The sequence below is a fragment of the Caulobacter segnis genome, from assembly GCF_003243465.1.
GTDB classification, from domain to species: Bacteria; Pseudomonadota; Alphaproteobacteria; order Caulobacterales; family Caulobacteraceae; genus Caulobacter; species Caulobacter segnis_A.
This window is the reverse complement of the sequence record NZ_QFQZ01000034.1, coordinates 38,402-46,199: the sequence shown is the minus strand read 5'-3', so window position 1 is coordinate 46,199 and position 7,798 is coordinate 38,402. Positions and strand designations below refer to the sequence as shown.

Sequence of the window (7,798 nt, the reverse complement as noted above, 5' to 3'; positions counted from 1 at the left end):
CGGACAACACCCACCCGAACATCGCGGGTACGGCCTACCTGGCCGGCAAGTTGACCGCCGGCGCCGTCGCCTGCCTGACTGCGCTGGCGGCTAGCCCGAACTGACCTTTGAAAGGGCCTTCCATGGTCCTTCGAACGATCTTTGAAGCGTGAATAAAGAGAGCCCCGGCGAGGCATCGCCGGGGCTCTTGCTCTACCTGACAAGGTCGGGGGAGCTGATCAGGGAGCGCTGGTCAAACGCCGAGCCCGCCAGACCGTTCCGCTGAGTGCTATTGGCCCTTGCTGAATTTCAAAGGCACTGCGAAACCAAGTGTCTCGCACTGCGAAACCAAATGTCGCGCTACATCCAGAGAGAGGGATTCTTGGGCGGCGCGCCCCTTGAACGAGACGCCCGCCGCACCATCTGTCATCCATAAGCGCTCGCCGCTCACGCGTCACAAGACGCAAGGCCGCGCTTCATCCGCTCCGCGCCGTCATCGACGGCTTCGAGCGATTTCCCACCCATCTAGCGTTCGGGGCCCGCAATTCAGCAGGCCCCTGTTTTGGAACTTCATGAAAATCGTTTCTATCCGCGAGGCCGCCGTTCGGCGCGCGCCCCGCACCCAAACCCAGCCGCGCGTTGCGCTGTCGCCGGCGCGTCCGGCGCAAAGCGAATGGGCCTGGCCCGGCATGACCCGCGCCGAGCTGCGCGCCGAGATCATCGACCAGATCGGCTAGGCTTCCACTAACGCCGTCCGTTCGGCGCTCGTCAGCGGCCGCCAGCGGCCTTCGGGCATGTCGCCCAGGTCCAGCGGACCGATCCGCACGCGGAACAGGTCCACCACCTTCAAATCGACGAGGTCGCACATCCGGCGGATTTGCCGGTTGCGGCCTTCCCGCAGGACAAAGCGCAGGCGCTGGTCGGAGATCACCTCCACCTCCGCCGGCTTCAGTTCGCGGCCGTCGAGCTCAAGGCCGAAGCGTAGAAGCTCCAGCTTCTCCTCGGTCAACTCGCCCATGACGGCGACGCGATACTCCTTCTCCAGATCCGACTGAGGTCCGATCACGGCCTTGGCCACCACGCCGTCCTGCGACAGCAGCAAGAGGCCGCGGGAGTCCTTGTCGAGGCGGCCGACCGGCGGGATCAGGTCGCCCGACTGCGGGATGGCCACGCCCGCCGCGTCGCCCCACAGGTTGGCGCGGGTCAGCAGGCGCGCGGCAGGAACCTGGCCGGGATCCGGCTGCGACGAGACCACGCCGCGCGGCTTGTGGATCAGGTAGGTCGGCGTGCCGTCCAGCTTGGCCGTCGCGCGATCGGCCAGCACCAGGGTCTGGCCCGGCTGGATCTTGCGGCCGACGTCCTCCACGACCTCGCCGTCGATCGAGACCAGGCCGTCGCTGATCAACTGCTCGGCCTCGCGGCGCGAGCAGACGCCGCTCTGGGCCAGCCACTTGTTGACCCGCTGTGGCTCGGCCTCGTCGTAGGTGCGGGTGAAGGCCATGACTTAGCCGAAGCTCTCTTCGAGGCTCGCCAGGCGCTCGGCCTGATCCTCGGCGATCAGCGGGTTGATCACGTCGTCGAGGGCGTCGCCTTCCATGATCCGCGACAGGTTGTAGAGCGTCAGGTTGATCCGGTGGTCGGTCACCCGGCCCTGCGGGAAGTTGTAGGTGCGGATGCGTTCGGAGCGGTCGCCGCTGCCGACCTGGCTCTTGCGGGCCTCCGAGCGGGCGCTGTCCAGCGCCTCGCGCTGCATGTCGTAGAGACGCGCCTTCAGGTTCTTCATGGCCCGGGCGCGGTTCTGGTGCTGCGACTTTTCCGAGGAGGTCACCACCACGCCGGTCGGCAAGTGGGTGATGCGCACGGCCGAGTCGGTCTTGTTGACGTGCTGGCCACCCGCGCCCGACGAGCGGTAGGTGTCGATCCGCAGGTCGCTTTCCTTGATCTCGATCTCGACGTCCTCGGCCTCGGGCAGCACCGCGACCGTGGCGGCCGAGGTGTGGATGCGGCCCTGGGCTTCGGTGGCCGGCACGCGCTGAACGCGGTGGACGCCGCTCTCGAACTTCAGCCGGCCGAACACGCCGTCGCCGGTGATCGAGGCGACGATTTCCTTGTAGCCGCCCATTTCGCCTTCCGAGATGCTGTCGATCTCGACGCGCCAGCCGTGCAGCTGGGCGTAGCGCTGGTACATGCGGAAGAGGTCGCCGGCGAACAGGGCCGCTTCGTCGCCGCCGGTGCCGGCGCGCACTTCCAGGATGGCCGAGGCGCTCTCGTCCTTGTCCTTGGGCGCCAGCATCAAAGCAAGGTCGCGTTCCAGGACCGGCAGCTGCTCGTCCAGGGCGACCATCTCGTCGCGGACCATGTCGGCCATTTCCGGATCGGCGGCCATGACGTCCAGCTCGGCGCGCTCGGCGGAGAGCTTGGCCAGGCGCTCGACGGCCTCGGCCACCGGCTTCAGCTCGGCGTGCTCCTTGGAGAGCTTGACGATCTCGGTCCCGTCGGTGGCCGCGCCCATGCGCGCCTCCACTTCGCGGAAACGATCGAGAACCTGGTCGAGACGGGCCTGGGGAAGTCGCAAGGGAGGTTTCGCGCAGTTCTAAGGGGACGGGTCGGTCTCTCTAGAACCTTTCAGGCCCAAAGTGAACGGGCGGGCCGAAGAACGGCCGGCGACGCGGGGCCGGTGCGACGCCGCGCCGCGCGTCTTCAGATTTGATTAAGCCTACCCGTTCCGTAGAGATTAGCCATTTCCGCCTAACGTTCATGGTAGAGCTTAATGGAAGGAAACGCCGCGCAATGACGGCCCTCTCGCGGAAGCTGTCGGCGCCGTTGGCGATGATCGCCCTGGCCTCGGTCGGCCTGCTTCTATCCGTCATGATCATCCTGGCGGGCCAGATCGATCAGGAGGCGCAGCAGCACGACCGCGACCTGGTCGAGCGCGGCCTGGTCGCCACGATCCGCGACGTCGAGCACGCCGTCGCCCCCCAGGTGATCTGGGACGAGGCGGTGGATCACCTGGACCAGCCGTTCGACGTGGCCTGGGCCAGGGACAACATCACCAACTACCTGGCCCAGCAGACCGGCTTCGACCAGGTGTTCGTGCTGGACGGCCAGGACCGGATGCGGCTGGCCGAAGCCAAGGAAGGACGGCTGACCCAGGCCGAGGCCGAGCGGCGCGTCGCCAAGCTGGCCCCGCTGGTGGCCAAGCTGCGCGTCAGCGAACATGGCCTCAAGCCCAGGGACGGCCGAGAGCGGAGACGGGCGCTGATCGCCGCGCCGGCCCAGGTCAGCGCCTTCGCCAAGATCGAGGACGAGATCTATCTGGTCACCGCCAGCCTCGTGCGCTCGGAGACCCAGACCGCGCCCGTGCGGCGGACGCCCGAGGCCATCGTGATCACGGCGATGAAGATGGAGGGGGCCTTCGTCGACGCCTTCGCCGACCGCTTCCTGCTGGCGGGAACCCATCTGCATCGCGCCCTCGACACCCTCGACGACGAGACGGGCTACACCCACCTGCCGCTGCTCGACGCGAACGGGGCGGTCGTGGCCACCCTGGACTGGAACCCGCCGCATCCCGGCCAGCGCCTGCTGCGCAAGACGATCGGCCCGGTCATGGCCGTGGTCTGCGCCCTGGCCCTGGCGACGATCCTGCTGGCCCGGCGCGGACGGATGATCGCCGAGGGGCTGATCGCCAGCGAGGCGCGGTCCAAGCACCTGGCCCTGCATGACGGCCTGACGGGCCTGGCCAATCGCCTGCTGTTCGAGGAGCGGCTGCGCCAGGCGATCGAGGGGCTGGAGCGCAAGGCTCGGCCCATGGCCGTGTTGGCCATCGACCTCGACCGCTTCAAGGCGGTCAACGACACCCACGGCCACGCGGCCGGCGACGAGCTGATCCGCAAGGTCGGCGAGCGCCTGGCCAGCGTCTGCCGCGGCGGCGAGACGGTGGCGCGCCTGGGCGGCGACGAGTTCGGCGTGGTCGCGGCGGATATCGACCCCAACGGCGCGGCGATCCTGGCCGAGCGGTTGCTGAACGCCCTGTGCGGCCCGATGGAGATGTCGTTCGGCGTCCACTTCGTCAGCGGCTCGGTGGGGGTGGTGCTGGTCTCGCCCGACCAGGCCCATATCGGCGCGGCCGAGGCCGCCCGGCGGGCCGACGTGGCGCTGTATCGCGCCAAGAGCGAGGGCCGGGGCCGCTACTGCTTCTTCGAGGACGCCATGGACGCCGCCCTGAAGGCGCGGCGGGCGCTGGAGGAGGACCTGCGCGCGGCCCTGCGCGACGGCGCCGTGCGGCTGGACTACCAGCCCCAGGTCGACGCCGGCGATCGGGTGATCGGGGTCGAGGCCCTGGCGCGATGGTCGCATCCGACGCGCGGCGAGATCCCGCCCGACGCCTTCATCCCCTTGGCCGAGGACTGCGGTCTCAGCCAGGAGATGGGGCGCTACGTCCTGCGGCGCGCGCTGCGGGACAGCCTCCGCTGGCGGGGCCTGCAGGTCGGCATCAACGTCTCGGCCCGGCAGATGAAGCGCGCCGGCTTCATCGACGAACTGGCCGAACTGATCCGCGAGACCGGCGCCAATCCGCGCCAGCTGGCGCTCGAGATCACCGAGAGCGCGCTGCTGGGCGACGGCGAGGGCGCGCACGACACCGTCGACAGCCTGCGGCAGATGGGCTTCTCGCTGGTGCTGGACGACTTCGGCGTCGGCTGCGCCAGCCTGTCCTACATCCGCCGCTACCCGATTGACCGGATCAAGATCGACCGCAGCTTCGTCGCGCCCCTGGGCCAGGACGCGGACTCAGAGGCGGTGGTCGCCGCCATCGTCCGCCTGGCCAAGGCGCTGAGCCTGTCGGTGATGGCCAAGGGCGTCGAGACCGCGGCCCAGCGCGAGATCCTCAAGGCCATCGGCTGCGCCCAGGCCCAGGGCTTCCTGTTCAGCCCGCCGGTCGCGGCCGAGACCATCGACGCCCTGCTCGCCCAAGGCGGCCGCCTGCACCCGCCGGCCCAGCCGGATGCGGCGTAGCTGAAAAGCGGCCGCTCAATTCTCGTGTCATACCGGAAGCCTCGCAGAGGCTATCCGGGACCCAGGGGGGGAAGGAACGCCGTGCGCGCCGCCCCTGGGTCCCGGCGCTCCGCGCTGCGCGCTACGGCCGGGATGACACGAAAATGGGGGAGGAAAGTCGCCCAAAAAGAAAAGGCCCCGGCGCTTTCACGCCGAGGCCGGAAAGTTCGCCCCGCCGGAACGGCGGGGCGGGGGAGGAAGGGGTTACTTCAGCTTGGCGCTCAGCGAGACGCCCCAGACGCGCGGCTCGTTGTAGACGGCGGCCATGTAGTTCTCGATCACGCCCTTGAGGTTCTTCTCGTTGGTGATGTTGCGGCCGAACAGGGCGATCTCGTAGCCCTTGTCGAGGTTCTCGTAGCCCAGCTTCACGCCGCCCTCGAAGTTGCCCTTCGAGTAGAACTCCTCGGTCTTGTAGAGCACGAAGTTGGTGTAGCCCTGGACGTTCCAGTCCGTGGCGACGAACAGGCGGCGATCGTCGGCCACCGGGACGTCGTAGCGGGCCGTGAAGTTCAGGTTGTACTTCGGCGCGTTCGGCAGCGGCTGGCCGTCGATCTGGGCGAAGGTGTTGGCGCCGACCTTGATGGTCGGGTTCTCCACCGTGCAGACCACGATCCCGTTCAGGGCGCAGACCTGGGCGTAGACGCGCTTGTCCTTGATCTCGCTATGCAGCCAGCTGGCGCCGGCGGTCAGCAGCAGGTTCGGGATCGGGCGCCACTCGGCGTCGGCTTCCAGGCCGTAGGCTTTCGCCTTGTCGGCGTTGAACAGCACGCCGTTGCCGTTGCTGTCGTTGCCGTTCAGCTGGATGTCGCTGACCTCGTAGGTGAACGCCGAGGCGTTCAGGCGCAGGGTGTTGTCCAGCAGGCGGCTCTTGAAGCCGGCTTCCCACGACAGGATGGTTTCCGAGTTCGCGGTCGTGAAGTCGCTGTTGAACACCGCCGAGCGGCCCTGGATGGTCGGGCCGCGGAAGCCCTTGGCCACGCGGGCGTAGACGCTGAAGTCGTCGGTGGCCTCGTACAGGGCCGACAGGTCCCAGCTGGGCTGGGTGTCGGCCAGGCGCACGTAGCGGCGGCCGGCATAGGTGACGACGCCGGCGGCGGTGTCGGCGGTCTTCAGCAGGTTGGTCTTCTTGACGTCCTTGGTCTCGCGGGCGCCGGCGGTGACCGTCAGCTTGTCGGTGACCTTGTAGCTGGCCTGGCCGAACACGGCCCACGAGGTGTTGTCGTTGCTCAGCGCCACCCAGTTGTTGGGGTTGGTCTTGGTGAAGAAGGCGCGCTGGTAGAAGTTGGTCAGGTCTTCCGAGCTGAACAGCATGCCGCCGACCTGCCACTTCAGGCGGCCGTCGCTGTTGCTGGCCAGGCGGATTTCCTGGCTGACCTGGTCGAGGTCCTTCAGCTGGCCCATCGACTGGCCAAAGCCGTTCGGGACGCCGTTGACCGGGAAATTGGCCGCCGCGCCGCCGTCGGTGTCGCCGCGGCTCTTGCCCTTGGCGGCCTCGTAGGCGCTGATCGAGGTCAGGGTAACCGGACCGAAGTCGTAGGCGATGTTCAGGCTGGCGCCGGCCATCTGATAGGCCTGCGGATTGTTGTTGGCCTCGTCATAGGCGACGCTGTCGCGCGGGGCGTTGGGCTTGTTCGAGCCCTTGATCAGGGCGCCGCGCAGGAACAGGGTCGAGGTGCCGTCGTAGTCGCGCACGTGGGCCGAGCCGAGCACGGTCAGCTTGTCGTTCGGCGTCGCCAGGATCTGGATCCGGGCGTCCTTCTCGGTGTAGCCGCCCATGGCGTTCTTCTTGGGCGTGACGGTGCCGTCGGCGCTGGTCCCGGCGAAGGTGTTGTCGACCCAGTCGTCGCGGTGCTGGTAGAGGGCCGACAGGCGGAAGGCCAGCTTGTCCTGGACGATCGGACCGCCGATCCCGCCGTCGAAGGTGGTCGTCCCGTAGCTACCGTAAGAGGTCGAGAAGCGGCCTTGCAGGTCCTGGGTCGGCTTGGCGGTGTCGAACTTGATGATGCCGGCGGTGGTGTTGCGGCCGAACAGCGAGCCTTGCGGGCCGCGCAGCACTTCGACCTGCTTGATGTCGAACATCGGGTTCGACTTCAGGGTCACATGCTCCAGGACGACGTCGTCCTGGATGATCGACACGGGCTGCGAGGCGCCCAGGTAGAAGTCGATATTGCCGAGGCCGCGGATGTAGAAGCGCGGGAAGATCCGGCCCGTGGTGGTTTCGGCGTACAGGCTGGGGACGCGACCCGACAGGGCCAGGATGTCCTCGCCGCCGGCCTGGACGGCGCGCAGCTGGTCGCCGCCGACCGCGGCCACCGACAGCGGCACCTTCTGCAGGTTTTCCGAGCGGCGCTCGGCGGTGACGACGACTTCTTCGAGCGCCGTGGTCGGCTCGGCGGCCTGGCGGGCCTGGGCGGCCGAGGCGACGCCCAGCAGGGACACGCCCAAGAGGCACGCCAGCTTGAGGGAGGGTTGAGTGCGCATGTGAGAGACCTTGTTCGCGGCCTTGTGGCCGTCGTTCGAGAGACGCGAGCCGCCAGCGGGGGCGCGCGATGGCTCATCGCTTAAGGCCCCACGGCGGATCACGCCCGCGCTATAGGCCGCTTCCATGTCAGTCCAGTGAAAGTTTACTTACTTGTTGGGCGAGGCTTCCTTCTCTCACGGTGTGCGATTGCCCGCTCTTCCGACCTCCCCGGCGAATGCCGGGGCCCAGATTCATCCGGAGCGGTTTGGGTGTTCGCGCCTGAAGCCTAGCCAACTTCCGACCGTC

5 protein-coding genes are annotated in these 7,798 nt (G+C 68.1%); 2 read left to right on the top strand and 3 right to left on the bottom strand.

Annotation, left to right across the window (positions count from 1 at the left end; translation table 11 throughout):
- Window positions 1-551: 551 nt before the first annotated feature.
- Complete coding sequence (locus DI526_RS12145) at window positions 552-716, top strand: hypothetical protein (RefSeq protein ID WP_304278072.1); 165 nt, start codon at window positions 552-554, stop codon at window positions 714-716.
- On the opposite strand, the gene DI526_RS12140 is transcribed toward DI526_RS12145, so the two are convergent.
- Both DI526_RS12140 and prfA read right to left on the bottom strand, forming a co-directional pair.
- On the bottom strand, window positions 713-1,480 hold the full coding sequence (locus DI526_RS12140) for a pseudouridine synthase (RefSeq protein ID WP_304278069.1): 768 nt from the start codon (window positions 1,478-1,480) through the stop codon (window positions 713-715). The two genes, DI526_RS12145 and DI526_RS12140, sit on opposite strands and share 4 nt — an antisense overlap.
- A 3-nt stretch (window positions 1,481-1,483) precedes the next feature.
- Window positions 1,484-2,554, bottom strand: a complete 1,071-nt coding sequence (prfA, locus tag DI526_RS12135) for a peptide chain release factor 1 (RefSeq protein WP_304278066.1) — start codon at window positions 2,552-2,554, stop codon at window positions 1,484-1,486.
- A gap of 215 nt (window positions 2,555-2,769) precedes the next feature.
- Here prfA and DI526_RS12130 point away from each other — a divergent pair, with 215 nt between their 5' ends.
- Window positions 2,770-4,992 carry a bifunctional diguanylate cyclase/phosphodiesterase gene (locus DI526_RS12130; RefSeq protein WP_304278062.1) on the top strand — a complete coding sequence of 741 codons (2,223 nt, stop codon included), beginning with the start codon at window positions 2,770-2,772 and terminating at the stop codon, window positions 4,990-4,992.
- 243 nt (window positions 4,993-5,235) lie between these two features.
- Here DI526_RS12130 and DI526_RS12125 read toward each other — a convergent pair whose 3' ends face one another.
- Window positions 5,236-7,512, bottom strand: a complete 2,277-nt coding sequence (locus DI526_RS12125; protein ID WP_304278060.1) for a TonB-dependent receptor — start codon at window positions 7,510-7,512, stop codon at window positions 5,236-5,238.
- Window positions 7,513-7,798 lie beyond the last annotated feature (286 nt).